Below are 21,274 nucleotides of genomic sequence, written 5' to 3'. Positions count from 1 at the left end.
TTGACTTCTGGTATCTGTAAGGTGACAATAGACATGGCAAGCTCCGGTAACTTGGTGGCCTTAAGCACCTACCAGTTTACTCGGAGCTTGCTCTTTTTTCAAAACCTACCACTCTTGGGACAGACACGGGATTACAAAACTGATAGATGAGGGCTTACAAAAACCGAACCACACGCGCCGTGAGGGGCTTCGTTAGGCGCAGGGGATTTGTGATAAAATCTGAGCAACCAATTCCGAAACAATGAGGTGGAACCATGACTGAACCCGTTCTTGTGGCCGTCGCCTGGCCGTATGCCAACGCTGATATCCATGTGGGCAATTTGACCGGTGCTTATTTGCCCGCCGATATTTTCGCGCGCTACAACCGCTTGATGGGCCGCCAGGTGCTGATGGTCTCCGGTTCGGATTCGCATGGAACGCCCATCACGGTGCGGGCGGACGCCGAAAATTCCACCGCGCTGGCCGTGTATGAGCGCTTTCATGCCGGCTTTTTGGAGCTGTATCAGAAGCTGGGCCTGACCTACGATCTGTTCACCTCCACCCACACCGAAAACCATTTTGACGTGAGCCAAAAGATGTTCCTGGCGCTCAAAGACAATGGCTTCCTGTATTCGGCCCGCGAGATGCAGTGGTATGCTCCCAGCCAGGGACGCTTCCTGCCGGACCGCTACGTGGAAGGCACCTGCTACATTTGCGGCTACAACAACGCCCGCTCGGATCAGTGCGATAAATGCGGCAACCTGCTGGAACCGGACAAACTGATTGACCCGCGCTCGAAGATTGACGGTTCGGTTCCCGAACTGCGCGAGACGGAGCATTACTATCTGGACCTGTCTAAACTTCAGCCAGAAGTGGTGGATTTTTTGGAAAAGCGCCAGAGCTATTGGCGGCCCAACGTGCTGCGTCAGTCCCTGGGGCAGATTCAGGCCGATTCCCTGCGCGGCCGGCCCATCACCCGCGACCTGGATTGGGGCATCCCCGTGCCGCTGGAAGACTGGGGCGGAAAATGCCTGTATGTGTGGTTTGAGGCGGTTATCGGCTACCTTTCAGCTTCGATCGAATGGGGCAAGGTGACGGGCGACCCGGAGGCCTGGCGGCAGTGGTGGCACAACCCGGCTGCGCGGGCTTACTATTTCATCGGTAAAGACAACATCCCCTTCCACGCCATCATCTGGCCGGCGGAACTGATTGGAGTGGGGACGCGCTTTGATGAGCTCATCGGCAGCCAGCCCCCCGAAAAGATGGTGCTGCCCCATGATGTGCCCGCTAACGAATTCATGAATCTGGAAGGGCAAAAGATCTCCGGAAGCCGCAACTGGGCGGTGTGGGGGCTGGACTTCCTGACGCGCTACGACCCCGATCCGCTGCGCTACTACCTGACTGTGAACATGCCCGAAGCGCGCGACAGCGACTGGGACTGGGGCGATTTTCTGCGGCGCAACAACGATGAATTGGTGGCTACCTGGGGCAACCTGGCTAACCGCGTGCTGGGCTTTGCCAACAAGCATTGGGAAGGGCGTGTGCCCGACCCCGGCGAATTGACCGAGCGCGACCTGGAACTGCTGGCGCTGGTGGAGGCCGGGTTTGAGAGCGTGGGCAAAGAGATGGAAGCGGTGCGGCTGCGCGGGGCGCTGGCCGAGGCCATGCGCATCGCCAGCGAGGTGAACCGCTATCTGGATCAGACTGCGCCGTGGACGGCGGTGAAGACCGACAAAGCCGCGGCCGCACGGGCGGTGTACACGGCTCTGCGGGCAATTGACTCGCTGAAGATCCTGCTGTCCCCCTTCCTGCCGTTCACCAGCGAGAAGCTGCACACCTTCCTGGGGTACGACCAGCCGCTGTTTGGGGAACAGGGCCTGGAAACTTACACCGACAACCTGGGGGCGCACACCGCCCTGCGCTATTACCCTGAAAAAGGTACGGGACGCTGGCAGCCCAGCCAACTTCAGGCCGGGCATCCCCTGCGCCAGCCTGCCCCGCTGTTTAAGAAATTGGAACCCACCGTGGTGGATGAGGAGCGCGCCCGCCTGGGGCAAAGCGCGTAACCCATTTTAAAATGATAAGACACAACAGCCAGGGCAAAACGGCCCTGGCTGTTTTTGTTGTGGGAGGGAAAATGCTTAAAGCAGCTTGGTGATGTGCTGGATGTGATCCATCTCGTGCCAGAGCACACGGCGCAGCAGCTTACGCGGAGACCAGAATTCGCCCTCTTTGCCCAGCACCTGCTCCACCCCTACCAGGCCGCTGAGCAGGGTGCACAGGCGTGCGCGGGTGAACTCCAGCCGTTCGTAAGGATCTTTGGGCAAATCAGCGCGCGGGCCGCCCTGGCCAAAACGGTCTAGATACCACCATTCCGCCGTGGCGACGTGGGCCAGGATGCCGCGGATGGACCAGCGCTCTTCGGAATAGGTCTGATCTAACTTTTCGGCGGGCAGACCCTGGACGATGGCGAGCAGGTCCTGGCGGGAATATCCCAGCAGATCCAGGCCGAAAGATACTTCATCGGTGTTCAAGGGGCGCCAATCGTCGTGAAACCAGGCGTTGATGGGCACGCCCTGCGGGTCGGGGTCGAAGTCTTTGTTCAGGGTGTAGACTTCCCAGGTGTCGGCCAGGCGCAGATCGAAATCGCCCAACTGCACGCGCTCAAAACCGGCGTGACGATTGACCCAATGCTGATAGTGAATGAGGGCCTGCGGCAGGTTCATCACGGCTTCGCCGCTGTCCAGGCCGTAGGCAAACGCGCCAGGGTAATCCAACGCCCAGGCCTGACTGCGGCCCTGAAAACCGTTTTCGATGCCAATGCGAATGAGCATACGTCTCTCCAAGAAAGGTGCGGATGGGGACTAAGGTTTCTTTTTTCCGGGGGCCAGCAGATTTTCCTGCCAGTCCACATGGAAGCGGGTAAGCAGATCAATGAGGGTCAGGCGGCCTGTGGCGCGGCTTTCCGCGGAGGGTGAAGGGCCTTTTTGGGCGGCGTCCCAGGCGAGCCGGGCGATGGTATAGGCCGCTTCTGGCTTGCCCACCGCACGGGCGTTTTGGGCAGCCTGGCGCAGTTCGCGCTGATCGTGCATCAGCCAGTGGGAAAGGGTGCGCAGGACCTCCAAGGGGGTGAGGGCCAGCACGCCCGCTCCGTTGGCGGTGACGTACTCGGCGTTGCCGGTTTCCTGCCCGGGCAGGGCATCTATCAAAATCATCGGCAAACCAGAGGCCAGAGCCTCGGTGACGATCAGCCCGCCGGCCTTGCAGATGAGCAGATCGGCGGCGCGCATCATGGTGGGCACGTTGGCGGCGTATTCGTAGATGTGGGCGGGCACATGCCAATCCACGGCCCGCAGCTGGGCGTACAGCTCGGCATCCCGCCCGGCAACGACGGCCACCTGCAAGGGGCTGCCAAAATGGTTGATGACATCCAGGGTTTCCAGCAGGTTATCCACCCGGCGGCTGCCGACGGCCAGGAGCGTGGGCAAGTGCGGATCCCAGCCGAGGGATTGGCGCAGGGTGGTGCGGTCGCGGCGTTCGCGCAGAATTTCGGTGGAAACAGGCAGGCCGGTGAGGATGACCTTCTCGGCGGGTAGCTCGTATTTGAGGGCCAGATCGCACACTTCCGGCGTGGGCGCCAGGCACAGGCCGGCCGCGTTGTGGAACCAGACGCGGTGCACGGTGGCCAGGTCGGTGACGACCGTCAGCAGGGGGATCTGGAAATTGCGGATGGTAAAGACGGCGTCCAGCGGGGCCTGGTAAAGGGGGTAGGTGGTGATGATGGCATCTGGACGGAAGCGGCTGAGTTCGTCGCGGATGACTTCGTAGAGCAAAACCGCCAGGGCGCTTTCCAGAATGGCATTGGGGACGGTGCTGTCGCTGGCGTCGTAGCCAAAACGGTACAGCTCCGGCGCGTTGCGGATGATGGTGTCGTAGTCCGATTGAGAATCGCGCAGGAAAAACGGCGTGCGGCGGTCGTCCAGGGGGTTGCTGATCTCCACCTGGCACTGGTCGGGATAGGCTTCTTCCAGGGCTGTTGCCACGGCGTTGGCCGCGCTGCGGTGGCCGAAACCGGCATCTGCGGTTAAGATGAGAATCCGCTTTTTTGCGTTCATATTTCCTCAAAAGAACGATTCAAATCGCAGAAAGGTCAGTCCGTCTGAAGCGCGGCCCCATTGAGGTACTGCCAAAGAATGGATAAAGCCCGATCGGCGGTTTGATCTTTGATTTCAATGCGGCTGCCCTTGAATTGGTTGCGGAAGGCCCAGGTGCCGTCGGGGGCGCTGAGGGCGATCCACACCAGGCCAACGGGTTTGCCGGGCATGCCGCCGCCGGGGCCGGCGATGCCGCTGACAGCCAGGGAAACGGTGTGCTCCAGCGGGTAGCGAGACGCCAGCGCCTGACGCACGCCCTGGGCCATCTCCAGCACGGTGGCTTTGCTGACGGCGCCGTGTTCCAGCAGGGTCTCGTGGCGCACCCTCAGGAATTCTTCTTTGGCGTCGTAGGCATAGGCCACTATGCCGCCGACAAAATATTCAGAGGATCCGGGGATATTGGTGACGCGGTGGCCGATGAGGCCGCCGGTGCAGGATTCGGCCAGGGCTAACATGAGCTGTTTTTGCCGCATGAGGTCGCCGATCTGATCTTCGAATTCAGGTTTCAATGGTAAGGCGCTCCTTTAAGGGTGTAAATGCCACCTTCCTATTATAATGCCTGAATATCGCCAAATTCGCCGAGCCAACCTCAATTCGACCTGGAGCCGCCGTATGAGCCTCAACGCACCCACCCGCAGCCTGACACGCCAAACCCAAGGATATCTCATCGCCCTGCTGGGAACGGTGATTTGGTCCACGACTGCGATTTTGATCCGCTACCTGACCGAGAATTACGAGATTGCACCGCTGACCCTGGCCTTTTGGCGCGACCTGATGGCCTTTGTCGCGTTGGCGGCAGCCTGGCGGGTTTTTCGGCCGGAGTGGCTGCGGGTGCGGCGCACGGACTGGGTGTTTATGGGCATCTATGGGGCGTTGATGGCGGTGTTTAACGGCCTGTGGACGGTTTCGGTGGCGCTGAATGGGGCAGCGGTGGCGACGGTGCTGGCCTACAATTCCAGCGCCTTCACGGCATTTTTGGGCTGGCGCCTGTTCGGCGAGAAGTTAGGCCCCGCCAAGCTGCTGGCGGTGAGTTTGAGCCTGGTGGGCTGCATCCTGGTGGCGGGGGCGCATGACCCGGCCATGTGGCGCGGCAACGCCCTGGGGGTGATCTGCGGGTTGGGGGCGGGTCTGTGCTTCGCAGGCTACAGTTTGATGGGCCGTGAGGCTGCGCGGCGCGGCATCCCTTCGTGGACGGCCCTGACCTACGCCTTCGGCGGGGCGGCGGTGGTGCTGTGGGTAGGCAATGTGCTGCTGGCGCAGTCGCCTTTGCAGGTGGGCGGGACGTTTTTTCCGGCGATGGACGCCGCGGGGTGGGGGATCTTGTTTGCGCTGGCCGCCGGGCCGACCATCGGCGGGTATGGGTTTTACACGTTGAGCCTGGCCTATTTGCCCGCCAGCGTGGCGAACCTGATTGCGACGCTGGAACCTTCGCTGACGGCCGTGCAGGCCTATGCCTTTTTGGGCGAATCTTTCACCCTGACGCAGATTGTGGGCAGCCTGATGGTGATCGCCGGGGTGGTGATTCTGCGGATCAGCGAGGCAGGCAAAGGCGATGGGGGTTCTTGACCGGCGTTGGCGGATATGTTATAAAGGTTTTCAGAGGAAATGAACCAATGAACGACATGGATACGCCATCGTCGCCGCGGCAGGATACCGACGGCGATGCGCCTACCGGGCCGGAGACGGCTGAATCCCCCCAGCGATCAAAAATGAATTGGGCCCAAATTTGGGAGAGCCTGCTGCGTGTGGGCCTGGGCGAAACCGCTTTGCGCTTTGGTACGGCGCTTTCTTCGATTGTGCTGGTGCTGCTGGTGATTTGGGTGATGAGCACGTTTTACCTGCGCGGTGAGTTCAACACCGCCAGCGAAGTGGCCATCGCCGCGCCCCAGGCCGCGCCCACCGCTTTGCTGAAACAGCCGCCCCTGCAGCCCATGCGCAGCGGGGCTTTTGACAGCGGCATCACCCGCCTGCGCGAATTGCACACCTCTCTGCCGGTGCAGCCGCGCGGCGAATTGACCACCTATATCGTACAAAAAGGCGATACCATTTTCGGCATCGCGGAAAAGTTTAACTTGAAGCCGGAGACGATCCTCTGGGGCAATTACTACACCCTGGTGGACGACCCCCACCGGCTGCAGCCCGGGCAGGAACTGGTGATTTTGCCGGTGGACGGCGTGTATTACCGCTGGAACGCCGGTGATGGGCTGAACGCCGTGGCGCGCTTTTACGGCGTAACCCCAGAAGACATCATCCAATGGCCGGGCAACCACCTGAACCCGGATACGCTGGGCGATTGGGCCAGCCCGAACATTGAACCAGGGACGTTTTTGGTGGTGCCCAACGGCCGCCGCGAATTTGTAACCTGGAGCGCGCCGCGTATCACCCGCCAGAATCCCGGTGTGGCCAAGATCTTTGGCCCAGGGGCCTGCGGCACGATCACGGATGGGCCGGTGGGCACGGGCACTTTCGTGTGGCCTTCGGTGGAACGCTACCTGTCCGGCTTTGATTATTCACCCGAGACCAACCACCGCGGGATTGACGTGGCCGGTAAGATGGGCAACGCCATCTTCGCCGCAGACAGCGGTGTGGTAGTGTACGCGGGCTGGAACGATTGGGGCTACGGCAACGTGGTGGTGATTGACCACGGCAACGGCTGGCAGACCCTGTATGCCCATTTGAGCACGCTCAATGTGGCCTGCGGCTCCTACGTGTATCAAGGGGATGCCATCGCGGGGATGGGCAGCACGGGTAATTCCTCCGGCCCCCACCTGCATTTTGAAATGCTGAGCGATGAATACGGCAAAGTGAACCCCTGGAATTTCTTGCAGTAAACTTCAGCCTGGTTAACCAACCCCTCCGCAGCCGCGGAGGGGTTTTTTGTTCAGGGACTAAGCGGCTCGCTGGGCTGCACCACCAGCAGCACGGCGACCATACCCTCTTCGGCCAGGGGCGGGGCGGCAATCACGTCATATTCACCGGCGGCCTGGGGGGAGGTGAACTGCCACAGCAGCGAGGCCCCAGCGGGGACTTCCAGCGAAGCCATCACCGCTGCGCGGTCGGTTTCGTCCCAGGGGGAGGTGTAGCTGCGGGTGAGGACGTACAGGGTGTGCGCCTGCGGGTCTTCGTTTTTCACGGTGAGAGACAGCAAATGGTTGGCGGGCACGCGCAGCTGGGCCGGGCGGATGGAATGATCCACCAGGGTGACCTCCCATTCTGCGGAGCCGGGGGCGATGGGAGCGGGGGAGGCGCAGGCCGCCAGCGCGGCGCCGAGGCACAGCACAGATATAAGGGCGAAAAAGTGGCGCATGATCCTCCTTGAATAAATAGAACAAATATACTATAATGTGAGTCTCAGCCGATTGGAACCGATTTGAGATGAGGAACACGATATGAACTCAGCGCGCGGATGTATCTTCCCTGGAATTGTACTCGGATGTTTGCTGCTGGTGGGTTTTTCCAGCCTGGCGATTGTTTCGGAGCCGGTGTCGGCGCAGGCTGAGGTGAACGCACCTGCCTCTGCGTCCAAAGCAGAAAAGGCCGCGCGGGGGTGCGGGCTGAACGCGGCTGTTCCCGAAGAGATTCGCCAGTGGTGCGACCTGATCGAAAGCGCAGCGCAGGAGCAGGACCTGGATCCGGCGCTGATCGCGGCGGTGATCACGCAGGAAAGCAGCGGCGACCCATCCTCCTATTCATCCAGCGGGGCGGTGGGGCTGATGCAGGTGATGCCCAAAGACGGCCTGGCGGCCAGCTTCCAATGCATTCACGGGCCGTGCTTCGCGGCGCGTCCGACGATGGATGAGCTGTTTGACCCGCGCTTCAACGTGCAGTACGGCACGCAGATGCTGGCGGGGCTGGTGCGGAAACACGGCAATTTGCGCGACGCGCTGCGCGCTTACGGACCGATGGATGTGGGCTACATGTATGCGGATTTGGTATTGGGGATTTATGCGGGCTATCAGTCCGGGTCGGAGGGGTAAATTGGGCCGCTGCGCAGCCGGCGCACGATGTATTCCTGGCCGCGGCGGATGTAGCGTTCGATTTGGGCAGCGGTCTTGTGGAAGGCGTCGGGCGGGCCGCCCATGGGGTCATCAATGGTGACCTGCGCCCCGGACATTTCGCTGAGCAGGTAAATACGACCGGCCAGATGAGCAAACTCCACCTGGAGCGCCTCTTTCTGGCCGGTTTCCATGGTTAAGATCAAATCAAACTGTTCCAGCAGTTCCTGGCTGACCTCGCGCGAGCGGTGGCGGCTGATGTCAATGCCGCGTTCGGCCATCACCTGACGCGCCAGAAGGGCGGCGGGACGGCCAGCGGTGGTCCAGGTACCTGCGGATTCGACACGCCAGTCCAGCCAGTTGGGGTCCAGTTCGGGCAGACGGGCGGTGAAGAAAGCCGCGGCCATGGGTGAGCGGCAGATATTGCCGGTGCAGACGAACAACACCGACGGCATAACGATTAGCGCTCCATGCTGACGACTTGTGATTCCCAACGGTGCCAGCCGCCAAATTTTTCCTGCAAGATGCTGCGGCCTTCGCCGGGGCAGGGCAGCCCCGCCAGTTCCAGATCGGCATCCACCATGATGCGCACCAATTCGTGGAAGCGCACTTTGGGTTCCCAGCCCAATTGCTGGCTGGATTCGGCGGCGTCCGCCAGGAGGTAATCCACTTCGGTGGGGCGGAAGTAGCGCGGGTCAATGCGCACGTAGGCTTCCCAATCCAGGTTGAGATAGCCAAAAGCCTCGGTCAAAAATTCGCGCACGGTGTGGGCTTCGCCGGTGCCGATGACGAAATCGCCGGGCTGCTCCAGTTGGAGCATCTTCCACATGGCTTCGACGTATTCGGGGGCGTAGCCCCAGTCGCGCCGGGCGTCCAGATTGCCGAGGTAAAGATACTGCTGCTTCTTGGCCACGATTTGGGCCAGAGCGCGGGTGATCTTGCGAGTGACGAAGGTTTCGCCGCGGCGAGGGGATTCGTGGTTGAAGAGGATCCCGTTGGAGGCGAACATCTGATAGCCTTCGCGGTAGTTGCGCGTGACCCAATAGGCGTACACTTTAGCGGCGGCGTAGGGGCTGCGCGGCTCAAAGGGGGTGCTGAGGCCCTGTGGGGGTTTGGCGCCGCCGAACATCTCGCTGGAAGAAGCCTGGTAAAAACGGGTCTCGATTTTGCTCTTGCGGATGGATTCGAGCAGGCGGATGGTGCCCAGACCGGTGGTATCGCCGGTGTATTCGGGCATGTCAAAGCTGACGCGCACGTGCGATTGGGCGGCGAGGTTGTAGATTTCATCGGGGCGCACGTTGTAGATCACATCGGTGATGGTTTCGCCCACGGAGATGTCGCCGTAATGCAGGTGCAGGTGAACGGTTTCGCCGTTGTTGTGCGGATCGTGATAAATGTGGTCAATGCGGCGGGTGTTAAAGGTAGAGCCGCGGCGGATAATGCCGTGAACTTCATAGCCTTTGGCCAGCAGCAGTTCCGCCAGATACGAGCCGTCCTGGCCGGTGATGCCGGTAATCAGTGCTTTTTTCAAGATTTCCTCCTGTCAGATCCTGCCGCGTTGGCGAGCTGGAAACGGGGGGTTTCCAGCGCCAACCCCCTGGTCGAACCGCGGCGGGACATCCTATGTGCGTGAGTTTAAAGTCAAGTTGTGCGCCAACCAGGGGCGCGCAGCCTGGCATAGTATACCACGAGGGAAAAAAGACGTGGGGGGGAGGATTGATGCCCGCGGCGCGGGCTGAAAATCTGGTAGAATCGGGGACAGCGAGGTTAACGTTGAGACGACGGACTGGAAATATCCTGCGCTGGATGGCGCTGGTGATGGTTTTTGCGGCGGCTTTGCTATTGGTGATGCAGCTGGTGATCTTCAGCCGCATCCGCTCTGCGTTTCCGGCGGGGCTGATGGTGGCAGGAGTGCCGGTGGGGGGGCTGAACCAGCAGCAGGCGGCGGATCGGTTGACCCAGGCTTACGGCGTGCCGGTGGAGCTGCGTTACGGTGAGGCTGCCATCCAAATTAAGCCCAATACGGTGGGTTTTGAGCTGGATTTGCAGGGTATGTTGGCTGCGGCCGATTTGCAGCGTATTGAGCAGCCGTTCTGGTCTGCTTTTTGGAGCTATCTATGGGGGCGCACCAACCCGCCGGAGGCGATTCCACTGCGTTCCAGCCTGTCGGAAGACCGGCTGCGGGAATTTTTGAAGGATGAGATCGCCGAGCGCTACGACCGCCCGCCCGCCGAGCCGGTTCCCGTGCCCGGGACGACTGAATTTGCTTTGGGCGACCCGGGTTCTACCCTGGATGTGGACCGTGCAGTGACTTTGATTGGCGATGCTCTGCGCTCACCCTCGGTGCGCGTGGTGAATCTGTCCTTTAACCGCGTGGGGTCGCTGCGGCCCTCTTTGGCCAATTTGGAAGTGCTGCTGAAGCAAACCATTGACCTTTCGGGTTTCCCCGGCGAAGTGGAACTGTATATGTTGGATTTGCAGACCGAGCGCGAGGTGTACTTTGCGCGCGGCGGCGGGCAAGACCTGACCCCCGGGATCGCCTTCACCGCGGCCAGCACGATGAAAATCCCCATCATGGTTTCGGTATTTTCCCGCGTGGGCGAACCGACCCCGCCGGGGGTAACGGATTTGCTGGAATTGATGATTGAACGCTCCGAAAATGACCCGGCGGACCGCCTGATGGAAACGGTGATGGATAAGAACCTGGGGCCGCTGCGGGTGACGGATGATTTAAAGGAAATGGGGCTGGAGAATACCTTCCTGGCCGGGTATTTTTACCCGGGGGCGCCGCTGTTGGTGCGTTTTCAGACCCCGGCCAATTCGCGGACGGATGTTTTTTCAGGCCCTGACCCGTACAACCAGACCACGCCTTTGGAAATGGGCATGGTGCTGCGGGATATTTATCAGTGCGCGGATAAAGGTGGGGGGACGCTGATGGCGGCCTTCCCGGGCAAGATCTCGCAGGCCGAGTGTCAGACAATGCTGACCTACCTGACCCGCAACCGCATTGGTGTGCTGATGCAGGCGGGGCTGCCGGACGGCACGCGCATCGCCAACAAACACGGCTGGATTACCGAGAACGACGGCTTGCTGCACACCATGGGCGATGCAGGGATCATCTATACCCCAGGCGGCAACTACATCCTGTCCATTTACATCCACAACACCCAGCAGCTGGTGTTTGATGAGGGCAACCGGCTGATCGCTGATTTGACCCGCGCGACCTACAATTACTTTAATATGCCGCAGTGATGCGGATCTGCCCGACAACAAACCCCGCCGGTACTAGGAACGGCGGGGTTTGTTTTTTTCGAACCGAAGGTCAGGCGCAGGGCGCGTTGAAGGCTTCGCGCAGGCGCGGGATGAGCTGATCGGTGGGGAAACCCGCTGCGCTGCAAATTTCTTCCTGCAGAGCCTGTAACGGCCCCTGCAGGTGATCCAGGTGCTGCGGGTCAATCTGGTAGCGCTGCTTGAGGGCGGCGATGCGCTCGGACAGCGGGGTGATTTGCCCACCTTCCACCAGCTTATCAGCAAAGTAAACCAGCTTTTCTTCCCAGGTGGTGGGGATGAACTGGGGGTCCAGCAGGGTGAACATGGTGTGCCGCCGAACGATTTCGGCCAGGGCGGGCTGACCTTTTTCGGCCAGAATACGCCCGCCCAGCTCGCCGTGGTTAAGATTTTGGGCGCGGGCGGCCAGTTTGGCGATATCGTGCAGCAGGCCGCCGCGGTGGGTGAGCACGGGGCTGACCGTTTCTCCGCGGGCGCGCAGCCAGAGGGCCAGCTGATAGGCCGCGGCGGCTACCAGCTGCACATGGTTGAGCAGGTTGAAGGAGAAAGGCTGTTCCCACAGCCAGCCCAGGCAGGTTTCAACGCTGGGCGGCAGGCCAGCGGCCAGGGCCTGCGGCAGATCCGACAGGTGGGTGAGATCAACATCTTGCAGGGGCATCAGGCTGGCGGCTGGGCGCGAGGTGGGGTTGTACCACACACTGCGCCAGCCGGCGCGGTGAGCGCCGAGGATGTCGTTTTTCCATTCGTCGCCCACCATTGCGATTTGCTCGGCGGGGACTTGAATTTGAGCAGCAAGGTTGTGGAAAAACTGGGGCTGGGGTTTGCGCGCGCCCAATTCGGCGAAGGTGAAAATGCCGTCCAGGTACTGCGCCAGGCCCACCCGCCCCAGGGCGGCACGCACTTGATCGGCGCTGGAGGCCTGGGCGTTGGTGCCCACGTACAGGGCGCAGCTTCCGTGCAGGGCTTTGAGGGCTGCGGCGATGCCGTCCACGGCCTGCACCTGGGGCCAATCGGCCATCGGGCCGTCATATTGGGTGAAGTTGACCATGAGGGTGTCGCCCCAGTCAAAAACCAGGGCGCGCGGAGAAAGGGAGGACATGTCAGGCTCCTTGGGTTTGGTGGGGGAATTGTACCATCTGCTTTAGCTTTGCCTCCCGCCTTTTCATCGGCTGGAACGTTGCCGACTTCGACGGGTATGGGTTATACTGTAGCCTTCAGATGGGGCCTGCGGCCCCTGGATTGTATGGACGGACTTGAGGAGAAAGGCATGATGATGACGAAGAAAATTCTAACGCGTTTGTTCTTAGGCGGCCTGGTGCTGGCATTGGCGGCATGCAACGCCGCGCCGGTGGAGCCGACGGTGGACGCGAATATGATTTACACCCAGGCGGCCCAAACCGTTGAGGCGCAGCTCACCCTGACGGCGGCGGCCCAGCCGACCGCCACGGCGACCCCCGAACCTACGGCCACGCCGGAACCGACGGCCACCCCCGAACTGCCCACGGCCACGCCCACCCTGGATCCCACCGCGTTGGCTTTGACCCCGCTCAGCGGTTCGCCCACGGCGGCGGTCTTGGTTCCGCCCACCCAGGCAGCCGCCCCCACGCAGGAAAGCGGGCCGAAGCCGGGTGACAACGCCACCTTCCTCTACAACGTGCCCGCAGACGGGAAAAAATTGGCTCCCAAAGAGGAATTCCTGTTCGCGGTGGGCTGGAAGAACAGCGGCACAACCACCTGGAACTCCAGCTACGGCATGGTCTATCTGGGCGGCACGCTGACCACGACCTATACCAGCATCAAGATGGAGAAGGATGTTAAGCCCGGCGAAAAGTACGAGTTTAACATGCGCATGTATGCTCCGGAAAAGCCTGGCAAATACATCACCCGCTGGAAGTTGGTGAACCCGCAGGGGGTGTATATGAACGAATTCTATTTCCAGTTCATCGTCGAATAGACCCTACAGATGTGAATTCAAGCCCTGGCCGGCTTCCGCAAGGAGGCCGCCAGGGTTTTTGGTTTAACCGCAGGGTCAAGAGGTGGGGCTTGTCAGATCAGCCACTTTCAAGGATAATCAAGCCTGTTGGATCAAATACCTGAACTCACCCTTAAGACGGAAAGACCTTTCTATGGAACAAAACACGCAAACAGCCCCATCCTGGTTTGACCGGCCGATCACCTGGCTGTCAACCTGGAATGTCGAAAAAATTCTGGTGGTGATCATCCTGCTCCTGGCAATTGCCAGCCGCTTCTATATGGTGGGGGCGCGGGTGATGAGCCATGATGAGGTCAATCATGTGGTACCGGCTTATGAGCTTTTCCAGGGGAACGGCTACCGGCATGACCCCGTGACGCACGGGCCGATGCAGTTCCATCTGTTGGCGCTCTCCTATTTCCTGCTGGGCGACAGCGATTTTAGCTCCCGCGTTCCCGCGGCGCTGTTCAGCGCGGCGGCGGTGATCTTTGTGCTGTTCGGTTTTCGCCGTTACCTGGGGCGTAAAGGGGCCATGATTGCGGCGGTGCTGTTCTTGATCTCGCCCTACATGCTCTTCTACGGGCGTTACACGCGCAACGAGGCTTTCATTGAACTGCTGGGCGTGGTGGCCTTATATGCCACCCTGCATTATCTGGAGACGGGCAAATACGGCTCGCTGACGCTGCTGACGGCGGCCATGGGGCTGCACTTTACCACCAAAGAGACGGCCTTTATTTACATGGCCCAACTGCTGCTGTTCACCTTTTTGGTGTTCTTGTGGCGGGTGATCCAGCAAAGCTGGCCTTCGGAGCAGACGCGCAAACGCTTTATTCTGCTGATGATTTTGGCTTTGGGAGCGTTGGTGGCAGCTCTGGGTCTGGCCATTTGGAACGCGGCTCTGCAAAACCCGCCGGAAGATGGGGCGGCCACGGTGACCGAGGCCTCTGAGGTTGCCGTGCAGACCCTGCAATTAACGCCCCAATTCGCGGGTGAGGTGGTGGCCCTGGCGCTGGCGGCGGCGCTGGCTCTGGCGGGCGCGGTGGTGCTCATCCGCAATTTGGGATGGGAGGCTATCCGTTCGGAGCGTTCGTTTGACATTCTGATCATGATGGGCACGGTGACCCTGCCGCAGCTGACCCCCTTTATGGTCAGCATTGTGGGCAGCGACCCGCTGAATTACGAATGGCCGGCAGTGCTGGTGACGGCGGTGGTGGCAGCGGTGTTCTTTGGCATTTCCATCGTCATCGGTCTGTACTGGAAGCCCAAAGTATGGCTGGGCAACGCGGCTTTGTTCTGGGTGGTTTTTGCAGTTTTGTACACGACGTTCTTCACCAACGGGCGCGGGTTTGTGACCGGTTTGGTGGGTTCACTGGGGTATTGGCTGTCACAGCAAGGGGTTGAGCGGGGCAGCCAGCCGCTGTATTACTATGCTTTGATCCAGGTGCCGGTGTATGAGTATCTGGCGGCGCTGGGCACGCTGCTGGCGCTCTATTTTGGCGTGCGCTATGGGCGTTTCTGGCAAGAGGCCGGCCGCGCCCCGGCGGATATTCCGCTGCCGGAGCTTCCGACGGTGGAGCCGGAACTCGCACCTGGAGAAGAAGCCCCGGCAAAAATCGAAGTCAAAGCCGTTCAAATCCTGGATCCGGCGGCTGTGGAATCGGACGAAGGTGTGGAGCGGCTGCCGGTGTTGGCGCTGCTGCTGTTTTGGAGTGTCACCAGTCTGGCGGCCTATTCTTTCGCCGGGGAGAAGATGCCCTGGCTGACCGTGCACATCGCCCTGCCGCTGCTGTTAACCGCGGGCTGGGGCCTGGGCTTTTTGGTGGATACGACCCCCTGGAAGCGGGTGTTGGAGCGCAGCGGCCTGCTAGCGTTGGCGCTGACACCGGTGTTTATCACCAGCTTGGCGTCTGTGTTTGGCAGCATCCTGGGGGCCACGCCGCCTTTCCAGGGCAAGGAACTGGTGCAGTTGGAAGCCACCAACACCTTCCTGCTGGGGACCTTGATGGCGGGTCTAACGGGTTGGGCGATCCTGCGCTTCTTAAAAGACTGGCGCTGGGGCGACCTGCTGCGGTTGGTGACGGTGACCTTTTTCGTGATTTTGGGCGTGCTGACGGCGCGCACGTCGGCCACGGCTTCTTACATCAATTACGATAACGCCAAGGAATTCCTGGTGTATGCCCACGCGGCATCGGGGCCGAAAGAAGTGCTGCGCCAGGTGGAAGAGATCTCGCGGCGCACCACGGGCGGCAAAAATATCGTGGTGGCGTATGATAACGATGCGCTGTATCCCTACTGGTGGTATTTCCGCGATTATCCCAATAAGCGTTGGTTCACGGACAAGCCTTCACGCGATTTGCGGGATGCGCCTGTGATCATTTCGGGCGAATCGACCATGGGCAAGCTGGATCCGATCGTCAAGGGTGATTACGTCAAATTCGGCTATATGCGCCTGTGGTGGCCGATGCAGGATTATTTCAACCTGACCTGGGAGCGGATTGCCCCGGCGCTGACCGATGCGAAGATGCGGGAGGCCTTGTGGCAGATCTGGCTGAACCGCGATTACACCCAGTATGCCGCGGTGACGGGCAGCCAGACGCTGACTCTGGAAAACTGGCAGCCGAGCAGCCGCATGGATGTCTTCATCCGTAAGGATGTGGTGGGGCAGATCTGGAATTACGGGGCGGTTCCCGTGACCACCGGCGAGATTGAAACCGACCCCTATGAGGGCAAGGTGGCGCCGCTGACGCCGGATTTGCAGATCGGCGCGCCGGGGATGGAGCCGGGACAGCTTCAGGCTCCGCGCGGTATCGCAGCGGCGGCGGACGGCTCAATTTATGTGGCGGATTCGCGCAACCACCGTATTCAGCATTTCAGCCCTGAGGGCGAACTGTTGCACGTGTGGGGCTCCTTTGCGGATGCAACGGCAGCCAACGCGGAGGCCCCCGGCGGAACCTTCAACGAGCCGTGGGGGGTGGCTGTGGGGCCGGACGGCTCGGTGTATGTGGCTGATACCTGGAATCACCGCGTGCAAAAATTCACGGCAGAGGGCCAGTTCCTGACGCAGTGGGGTTATTTCGGCCAGGCCGAGAACCCAGATGCCTTCTGGGGCCCGCGAGATGTGGCTGTGGACGCGCAAGGGCGGGTGTACGTGACCGACACGGGCAACAAGCGCATCGCCGTGTTTGACGCCAACGGCGAGTTTATCACCCAATTTGGCGAGGCCGGGATGAATCCTGGGCAGTTTGATGAACAGGTGGGCATCGCCCTGGGGGCCGACGGCCTGGCGTTTATCACCGACACCTGGAACCAGCGCGTGCAGGTGTTTGCGGCTGAACCGGGGACGGCCAACTTCTCACCGCTGACCACCTGGGAGGTGTACGGCTGGTTTGGGCAATCGCTGGACAACAAGCCCTATATTGCCGTGGACTCTGCCAACAATGTGTATGTGACCGACCCCGAAGGACCGCGCGTGCTGAAATTTGACCTGAACGGTAAATTCCTGGCGGCCTGGGGGGATTACGCCGCGGATACCGGCGCAGGGACGCTGTATTCGGGGGTGGCAGTGGATGCGGAGCGCGGTGTGCTGTGGATCAGCGACGCCAACGGCGGGCGGGTGCTGCGTATGCCGTTAGAGGCGCTGCCCCTGCCCTAAGCGGGCCGGAGGATTGAGGAAAAAATAACCAGGGCGTTTCGGTCAAGAAACGCCCTGGTGTTTTACTGCTCAGGGAAGGGTATTGGGGAGCGGGGCTTAGCTGGCGCGGCGGCGGTGATCCCGCGAGTCACGCAGGAGTGCGTTCAGGAAGAAGCTGACCACGCTGACGATGAGCGCGCCCCAGAAGGCCGGCCAGAACCCATTCACCGTGAACCCCACGCCGAAGTTGGCGCCTAACAGGCCGGAGAGGTAGAACAGCAGGGTGTTGATGAGCAGTGCGCCCAGCCCCAGGGTCAGGATGACCAGCGGGCAGCCGACGATGTGCAAAATGGGCTTGAGAACGGCGTTGACCACCCCAAAGATCAGGGCTAACCAGATGAACGAAAGCCAGTTATCGCTTTGGGGGGTGATCCCGCGGCCGTTCAGCAAAGCCACTGCGGCGTATAAGGCCACAGCATTGATCAGTAAACGAAGCAAGAATTTTTTCATGTGATCTCCTCTCATCTGTATCTATCTACGTACGATTGAGGGAAAAAGTTGCGGAAGTAGGATACAAGACGTTTTGCGGCAGCTTCATCCAGGTGAGCGTGTTTTGAAGGGCAAAACCCGCCTGCTGAAAGGCGGCGTCGAGGCGCTGGGCGGGATAGTTCAGCAAAATGCCGCGGTGACCGCCGCGCCGGTGCAGCACCGCCGCCAGCAGCGAGGGGGCGGCCTGTTCTTCGCTTTCGGGGTCCAAGGCCAGCCACAGGAAATCCAGCTTGTGTCCAGAGCCGTCCAAAGTGGCTGCGCCCAGATAGCGGTTCTCCAGCCGGGCCGCCCACTGGTGAATGACCTCGCCGTTCATCCAGCGCGAAAGTGAGGCCAACATGCCCGGGCGGAAGCGTTCGGGCACCAGGGGTAAATTCCAGCGGATGTCGGCAGGGTAGGTGTGATTGAAGAAGCGCAGCTGCTCTGGCCAATCGCTGTTGCGGCTGGGGGTGATGAGCACGGGGGAGGCAGGGGCGGTCGGCGGGGTTGAATAGGAGGGCAGCCGCCAGTTGGAACGGACGGCCTGGGTTTCGAAACCCAGCGAACGGTAAAGCTCCTCGGCAGATGGGTTGTCATCGCGCACTTGCAGCCACAGCGCGCTGACGCGGTGATCGCGGGCGTGCTGGATGCCGCGCTGGGTGAGGGCGCGGCCGATGCCCAGGCGGCGGTAATCGGGATGGACGGCCACATTGGCGATGAGATAGATCCACTGTCCGTCGCGTTGGTGGGGGATGAGGGTCACGTTGCCGACCACACGGTTATCCTGCACCCACACGTAGCCGTGCAGGGGGTAGGCGACGCGTTCACCGGAGCCGGAGAGCCATTGGACGTAATGCGAATCGTGCCCGGCGCGGCGGATGTGGGTGAGGTATTCGCGGCCCTCTTCGTCCATGGTGGAGAAGAAGCAGGTTTCAATCAGATCGGAAACCGGCAGCAAATCGCGGCGCGGATCCAGAGGGCGCAGCGTGCCGGAATGCACGGAAGTCAGGACGCTCATAGGCTAATTTTACTTGATTCAAGCTTGCTGGCGCGAAAACTGCACGGACAAGATTAGAGTTTTCAGAAAGGGGCCGGTTTGACAGCGGCCGGTCGGTTGGCTACTATCTAGACAGGGTTGGAGGATTCACCGCGGGCATTTCTACGCGATTCTTATAAGGTTCTGATACAGTAATCATGGAGTATTAACCCGCCAGATGCTATAATGCCTGCAATTGGCTCCTGTAAGCCAATGAAAAGGACGTGAACGATGATGCGTTTTGACCGATTTACCGAGCGTGCCCAAGAAGCAGCCCAACGGGCAGCGGAGATTATTCAGCGGTATGGGCACAATCAGATTGACACCGAGCACATCCTGTTGGCTTTGATTGAACAACCGCAGGGCGTGGTTTCGCAGATTCTGGCCCATTTGAAGGTGGACCCCAACGCCATTTCCGAGCGGCTGGATTACATCCTGCGCACCAGCCCGAAAGCCAGCATTTTTGGCGGCGGGGCGGGGCAAATTTTCATCACCCCGCGGGTGAAGCGGATTATTGACCTGGCCAACGAAGAGGCCAGCCGCCTGCATGATGAATATATTTCCACCGAGCATATCTTCCTGGCGATCCTCAGCGAACGCAACACCCCGGCGGCGCGCCTTTTGGAAGGGGCTGGGCTGACCCGTGAACGGGTGTACGACGCCGTGCAGCAGATGCGCGGCGGGCAGCGGGTGACCGACCCGCAGGCGGAAACGCGCTACCGCACCCTGGAAAAATACTCGCGCGATTTGACCCAACAGGCGCGGGAAGGCAAGCTGGATCCGGTGATTGGACGCGACGCCGAGATTTTGCGGGTGATGCAGATCCTTTCGCGCCGCACCAAAAATAACCCGGTGCTGATTGGCGAGGCCGGGGTGGGCAAGACGGCCATTGTGGAAGGCCTGGCGCAGAAGATCGCGGCCAACGACGTGCCGGAAATTTTGATGGGCAAACGGGTCATCTCGCTGGATCTGGGCGCCATGATCGCCGGTTCGCGTTTCCGCGGTGAATTTGAGGAACGCCTGAAGGCGGCTATTGAAGAGGTGCAGCGCGCTGCGGGCGAGATCATCCTGTTCATTGATGAACTGCACACCGTGGTGGGGGCGGGGGCGGCACAGGGGGCGATGGATGCCAGCAACATGTTAAAGCCGGCCTTGGCGCGCGGCGAGCTGCAGTGCGTGGGCGCCACCACCCTGGATGAGTACCACAAGTTCATTGAGAAAGACGCGGCTTTGGAACGCCGCTTTGCCCCCGTGTATGTGGAAGAGCCGACCGTGGAAGATACCATTCAGATGCTGTTTGGTCTGCGCGACCGCTACGAGGCTCATCACAAGGTGCGCTTCTCGGATGAGGCCCTGGTTTCGGCGGTGAAGCTTTCTACGCGCTATGTGACTGACCGGCGCCTGCCGGATAAGGCCATTGATCTCATGGACGAAGCCGCGGCTAAACTGCGCGTGGCGCTGTATTCTCTGCCGCAGGAACTGAAGACCATGAAGAGCGAGATTGAGCGCTATGCGGCGGAGGAAGAACAGGCGGGCGTGGAGCGCAACTACGAGCGCGCGGCCATGATGAAGACCGAACGCCACCGCCTGGAAGCTGAATTTGCACAGCTGCGGGATCAATGGGAAGCGGAACACAAGCTGGATGAGGTTGTGGATGTCAACGACATCGCCCAGGTGATCGCGCAGTGGACGGGCATTCCCGTGAGCCAGATGATGGAAACCGAGGCGGAGCGCCTGCTGCAAATGGAAGACCGTCTGCATGAACGCGTGATCGGGCAGGAGGAGGCCATCAAGGCCATTTCCGATGCCATCCGGCGGGCGCGCAGCGGGCTGAAAGACCCGCGGCGGCCGATTGGTTCCTTTATCTTCATCGGCCCGTCGGGTGTGGGCAAGACCGAGCTGGCCAAAGCCCTGGCGGAATTCCTGTTCGATGACGATGACGCCCTGGTGCGGCTGGACATGAGCGAATACCGCGAGCAGCACACTGCCTCGCGCCTGTTTGGGGCGCCTCCGGGCTATGTGGGTTATGAAGAGGGCGGACAGCTGACGGAGGCCGTGCGCCGCCGCCCGTACCGGGTGATTTTGTTCGATGAAATTGAGAAGGCGCATCCGGAAGTGTGGAATGCCCTGCTGCAAATTTTGGACGACGGCCGCCTGACCGACGGCCAGGGCCGCACGGTGGACTTCCGCAACACGGTGCTGATTATGACCAGCAACCTGGGCACGGAATTTGTGCGGCGGGGCGGCACGCTGGGGTTCATTCAGGCGTCAGGCAGCACAGAAGACGATAAGCTGGCGCATGAGAAGATTGAAAAGGCGCTCAAAACTACCTTCCGCCCCGAATTCCTGAACCGCGTGGACGAGATCATCATGTTCTCGCCGCTGACGATGGATCAGATGCTAGAGATTGTGGATTTGCAGCTGCGCGAAGTGCAGCAGCGCCTGGAAGAGCACGGTCTGAAGGTGATCTTGAGCGATACGGCGCGACAGCGGTTGGCCGAGGTGGGTTTTGACCCGGCTTTTGGTGCGCGGCCTCTGCGGCGTGCGCTGCAAAAGTTTGTGGAAAGCCCGCTGTCGGTGAGCTTGCTTTCGGGCGAATTCTCGCGCGACGATACGGTGGTGGTAGATGCCAACGAGGCCGGTGAGATTGTCTTCACCAAGCAGGAGCCGAAGAAAAGCAAGAAGTCCTGA

Annotated in this window: 17 protein-coding genes; 8 read left to right on the top strand and 9 right to left on the bottom strand. The window is 60.7% G+C overall.

The genetic code is table 11. The annotated features are described in order from the left end of the window. The first annotated feature begins 254 nt into the window (after nt 1–254). Nucleotides 255–2,045: a methionine--tRNA ligase gene (gene metG / locus ADN01_RS08165; protein WP_062419050.1), complete on the top strand. Its 1,791-nt coding sequence runs from the start codon at nt 255–257 to the stop codon at nt 2,043–2,045. Between the two features lie 75 nt (nt 2,046–2,120). Here the strand turns inward: metG and ADN01_RS08160 are convergent, their stop codons facing one another. From ADN01_RS08160 to ADN01_RS08150, 3 genes are read right to left on the bottom strand one after another with little or no spacing between them, the layout of a single operon-like run. Next, nucleotides 2,121–2,813, bottom strand: coding sequence for a DinB family protein (locus ADN01_RS08160; RefSeq protein WP_062419049.1), 693 nt, complete (start codon nt 2,811–2,813; stop codon nt 2,121–2,123). Nucleotides 2,814–2,843: 30 nt separating this feature from the next. Then, on the bottom strand, nt 2,844–4,094 hold the full coding sequence (locus ADN01_RS08155) for an MGDG synthase family glycosyltransferase (protein WP_062419048.1): 1,251 nt from the start codon (nt 4,092–4,094) through the stop codon (nt 2,844–2,846). Nucleotides 4,095–4,129: 35 nt separating this feature from the next. Then, nucleotides 4,130–4,642, bottom strand: coding sequence for a CinA family protein (locus ADN01_RS08150; protein WP_062419047.1), 513 nt, complete (start codon nt 4,640–4,642; stop codon nt 4,130–4,132). Between the two features lie 103 nt (nt 4,643–4,745). On the opposite strand from ADN01_RS08150, the gene ADN01_RS08145 reads away from it, so the two are divergent. Both ADN01_RS08145 and ADN01_RS08140 read left to right on the top strand, forming a co-directional pair. Continuing rightward, on the top strand, nt 4,746–5,699 hold the full coding sequence (locus tag ADN01_RS08145) for a DMT family transporter (protein ID WP_062419046.1): 954 nt from the start codon (nt 4,746–4,748) through the stop codon (nt 5,697–5,699). 47 nt (nt 5,700–5,746) lie between these two features. After that, nucleotides 5,747–6,964 carry a M23 family metallopeptidase gene (locus ADN01_RS08140; protein ID WP_062419045.1) on the top strand — a complete coding sequence of 406 codons (1,218 nt, stop codon included), beginning with the start codon at nt 5,747–5,749 and terminating at the stop codon, nt 6,962–6,964. Between the two features lie 50 nt (nt 6,965–7,014). On the opposite strand, the gene ADN01_RS08135 is transcribed toward ADN01_RS08140, so the two are convergent. Continuing rightward, on the bottom strand, nt 7,015–7,440 hold the full coding sequence (locus tag ADN01_RS08135; RefSeq protein ID WP_062419044.1) for a cupredoxin domain-containing protein: 426 nt from the start codon (nt 7,438–7,440) through the stop codon (nt 7,015–7,017). 82 nt (nt 7,441–7,522) lie between these two features. On the opposite strand from ADN01_RS08135, the gene ADN01_RS08130 reads away from it, so the two are divergent. After that, the gene (locus ADN01_RS08130) at nt 7,523–8,110 is read left to right on the top strand and encodes a transglycosylase SLT domain-containing protein (protein ID WP_082142874.1); all 588 of its coding nucleotides are present in this window, start codon (nt 7,523–7,525) and stop codon (nt 8,108–8,110) included. On the opposite strand, the gene ADN01_RS08125 is transcribed toward ADN01_RS08130, so the two are convergent. Both ADN01_RS08125 and gmd read right to left on the bottom strand, forming a co-directional pair. Beyond that, nucleotides 8,089–8,583 (bottom strand): arsenate reductase/protein-tyrosine-phosphatase family protein, encoded by a 495-nt coding sequence (locus ADN01_RS08125; RefSeq protein WP_062419042.1) that lies wholly within the window; start codon nt 8,581–8,583, stop codon nt 8,089–8,091. The two genes, ADN01_RS08130 and ADN01_RS08125, sit on opposite strands and share 22 nt — an antisense overlap. A 5-nt stretch (nt 8,584–8,588) precedes the next feature. Further along, the gene (gene gmd / locus ADN01_RS08120; protein ID WP_062419041.1) at nt 8,589–9,659 is read right to left on the bottom strand and encodes a GDP-mannose 4,6-dehydratase; all 1,071 of its coding nucleotides are present in this window, start codon (nt 9,657–9,659) and stop codon (nt 8,589–8,591) included. A gap of 242 nt (nt 9,660–9,901) precedes the next feature. Here gmd and ADN01_RS08115 point away from each other — a divergent pair, with 242 nt between their 5' ends. After that, on the top strand, nt 9,902–11,380 hold the full coding sequence (locus tag ADN01_RS08115) for a serine hydrolase (RefSeq protein ID WP_152974010.1): 1,479 nt from the start codon (nt 9,902–9,904) through the stop codon (nt 11,378–11,380). Nucleotides 11,381–11,450: 70 nt separating this feature from the next. On the opposite strand, the gene ADN01_RS08110 is transcribed toward ADN01_RS08115, so the two are convergent. Next, the gene (locus ADN01_RS08110; RefSeq protein WP_062419038.1) at nt 11,451–12,515 is read right to left on the bottom strand and encodes an HAD-IA family hydrolase; all 1,065 of its coding nucleotides are present in this window, start codon (nt 12,513–12,515) and stop codon (nt 11,451–11,453) included. 168 nt (nt 12,516–12,683) lie between these two features. Here ADN01_RS08110 and ADN01_RS08105 point away from each other — a divergent pair, with 168 nt between their 5' ends. Both ADN01_RS08105 and ADN01_RS08100 read left to right on the top strand, forming a co-directional pair. Further along, nucleotides 12,684–13,370: an NBR1-Ig-like domain-containing protein gene (locus ADN01_RS08105; protein WP_062419037.1), complete on the top strand. Its 687-nt coding sequence runs from the start codon at nt 12,684–12,686 to the stop codon at nt 13,368–13,370. Nucleotides 13,371–13,542: 172 nt separating this feature from the next. Next, nucleotides 13,543–17,040, top strand: coding sequence for a flippase activity-associated protein Agl23 (locus ADN01_RS08100; protein WP_062419036.1), 3,498 nt, complete (start codon nt 13,543–13,545; stop codon nt 17,038–17,040). A gap of 96 nt (nt 17,041–17,136) precedes the next feature. Here ADN01_RS08100 and ADN01_RS08095 read toward each other — a convergent pair whose 3' ends face one another. Together ADN01_RS08095 and ADN01_RS08090 are read right to left on the bottom strand one after the other, a co-directional pair. Further along, nucleotides 17,137–17,529: a phage holin family protein gene (locus ADN01_RS08095; RefSeq protein WP_062419035.1), complete on the bottom strand. Its 393-nt coding sequence runs from the start codon at nt 17,527–17,529 to the stop codon at nt 17,137–17,139. 25 nt (nt 17,530–17,554) lie between these two features. Beyond that, the gene (locus tag ADN01_RS08090) at nt 17,555–18,565 is read right to left on the bottom strand and encodes a GNAT family N-acetyltransferase (protein WP_062419034.1); all 1,011 of its coding nucleotides are present in this window, start codon (nt 18,563–18,565) and stop codon (nt 17,555–17,557) included. A 252-nt stretch (nt 18,566–18,817) separates the two neighbouring features. Between ADN01_RS08090 and ADN01_RS08085 the strand changes: the two genes are divergently transcribed. Then, nucleotides 18,818–21,274 (top strand): ATP-dependent Clp protease ATP-binding subunit, encoded by a 2,457-nt coding sequence (locus tag ADN01_RS08085; RefSeq protein ID WP_062419039.1) that lies wholly within the window; start codon nt 18,818–18,820, stop codon nt 21,272–21,274.

Origin of the sequence: Levilinea saccharolytica, assembly GCF_001306035.1 — a bacterium.
Taxonomy (GTDB): domain Bacteria; phylum Chloroflexota; class Anaerolineae; order Anaerolineales; family Anaerolineaceae; genus Levilinea; species Levilinea saccharolytica.
This window is presented reverse-complemented; position numbering and strand designations above follow the sequence as displayed.